The 1,933-nt window shown below is 51.9% G+C and carries 2 protein-coding genes; both read left to right on the forward strand.

The genetic code is table 11. The features are described 5' to 3' along the window. Window positions 1-118 precede the first annotated feature (118 nt). A complete protein-coding gene (locus IV91_RS0107510; RefSeq protein ID WP_150112420.1) occupies window positions 119-541 on the forward strand; it encodes a hypothetical protein in 423 nt (140 codons plus the stop codon). Continuing rightward, window positions 534-1,933, forward strand: a 1,400-nt coding sequence (locus IV91_RS0107515) for an ATPase domain-containing protein (protein ID WP_031597306.1), incomplete at its 3' end; no start/stop codon positions are given. The genes IV91_RS0107510 and IV91_RS0107515, both read left to right, overlap by 8 nt.

Raw genomic sequence — 1,933 nt, forward strand, 5'->3', positions numbered from 1 at the left:
ATGGCCGATGGCCGATGGCCTCTGGTTCGGGAGGCAACATCGGGTCGGGGAAATGATTTGCCATTGGTGCGTTGGCATGCATTTCCTGAGCGTTGCCGTATCCATCGATCACTGATTTATGGCAACCAATGGTTTGCTGCGGCACCAGATGATTGAAAGCCTCATGGCACGGCACCCTGAAGGGGTTGTGGATGGTGCAATCGTTTCGTGGGAGCAGTTGGCGACTCATCTGGTTTCGATCATTGGTGAAAGTGGTTTCAATTCGCTTTATGCAAGAAGCGTGTTCCTTGCCCAGTCAACCTTTCCCTGGCTCGCCCCCAGTTTACTGTCATCGCAGACTGATCACAGGTTTGCGGAATTAAGAATTTCCTTTGAAGGACAAACGCCCGTGCAAGTCAGCGAGGCGAACAGCCTGCTACTGATCATTTTTACCGATATCCTGGCATCGTTAATCAGCGAACGGTTGATGACCCAAATCGTACGTTTTTCCTGGGGTATTAACGTCCAGGATAGAACCGACAAGGGGTTTACAGATGAGTAAGAAGGTAAGCATACGCCGTCTGCCGACTGGCGTCCCTGGTTTGGACAACCTGCTGGGCGGAGGTTTACCGGAATTCTCCTTCAATCTGATTGCGGGGCCGCCGGGAAGTGGAAAAACGACGCTCGCTCACCAGATCATGTTCTCGCTGGCAAACTCGAACAATCGTGGACTGTTCTTCACGGTACTCGGTGAGCCTGCCTTGAAGATGCTCAGGTATCAGCAACAGTTTGCGTTTTTTGACATTGATAAAATCAATGAATCGATTCGTTTTGTCAATCTATCTGCAGACCTCATGGAGGGGAATTTCGACCGCGTATTGTCGCGCATTGCCGAAGAGGTGAAAAACTATACGCCTAGTTTTGTATTTATCGATTCCTTCCGATCGGTCGTACAGTCGACGAAGACCCTGGAAGCAGGTACATCCGAGTTGCAGAGGTTCGTGCAGCAATTGAGCATGCAAATGACGAGTTGGCAGGCAACCTCGTTTTTATTGGGTGAATATTTGATTCCGGAAGCAGAGTCCAGCCCGGTTTTTACTGTGGCCGACGGCATCCTCTGGCTTTCGCAAAACACGCACCGTAATTCAATGGTGCGCAAGATACAAGTGGTTAAAATGCGCGGTCAGGCGCAGGCTCCCGGTTTGCATACCTTCCGCATCAGTCATGAAGGTGTCCAGATTTTTCCGCGGGCGATGATCAGTTCGGGCACGGTGGTTGCATCGTCAATCGCAGCTCCTGGCGGAGAGCAGCGTGTCTCAATGGGAACACCGGGGCTGGATGAGATGCTGGGGGGCGGCTTGCCGGCAGGCTATTCGCTGCTTCTGGTCGGACCCTCCGGTTCCGGAAAAACCGTATTGGCTACAGAATTTCTCACTGAAGGGGCACGTAGGGGCGAACCTGGGGTGATTGCAGCGTTTGAGAAGACCCCCAACCAACTGCTGAGCAAAAAACTCAATGCGTTGGTCAAGACTGGGCAGGTTGGGGTGATTGACACGCGTTCTCTGGATTTATCGCTTGACCAAATTCTGCATGATCTGATCGAAATGATCACCCGAATGCAGGCAAAACGCGTTGTCATCGACTCCCTATCCGGATTTGAACTGGCACTGGCACCCGAGTTCCACGAAGATTTCCGGGGATCGCTGTACCGGATGATTGCCGAGTTGACCCGCATGGGCGTGACCGTATTGATGACATTGGAACTGGAAGATCGCTACACTGATTTGCGTTTCAGTCCATTCGGGAGCGCTTTTCTCGCTGATGCAATCATCGTGCAGCGTTATGTCGAAATCTCGGGCCAATTCAAACGCGTCATCTCGGTCGTCAAAGTCCGCGGCAGCCAGCACAGCAAGGACATCCGGTTATACGACATTACCAACGAAGGCATTGTATT

This window comes from Ferrovum myxofaciens (genome assembly GCF_000735045.1).
GTDB lineage: Bacteria > Pseudomonadota > Gammaproteobacteria > Burkholderiales > Ferrovaceae > Ferrovum > Ferrovum myxofaciens.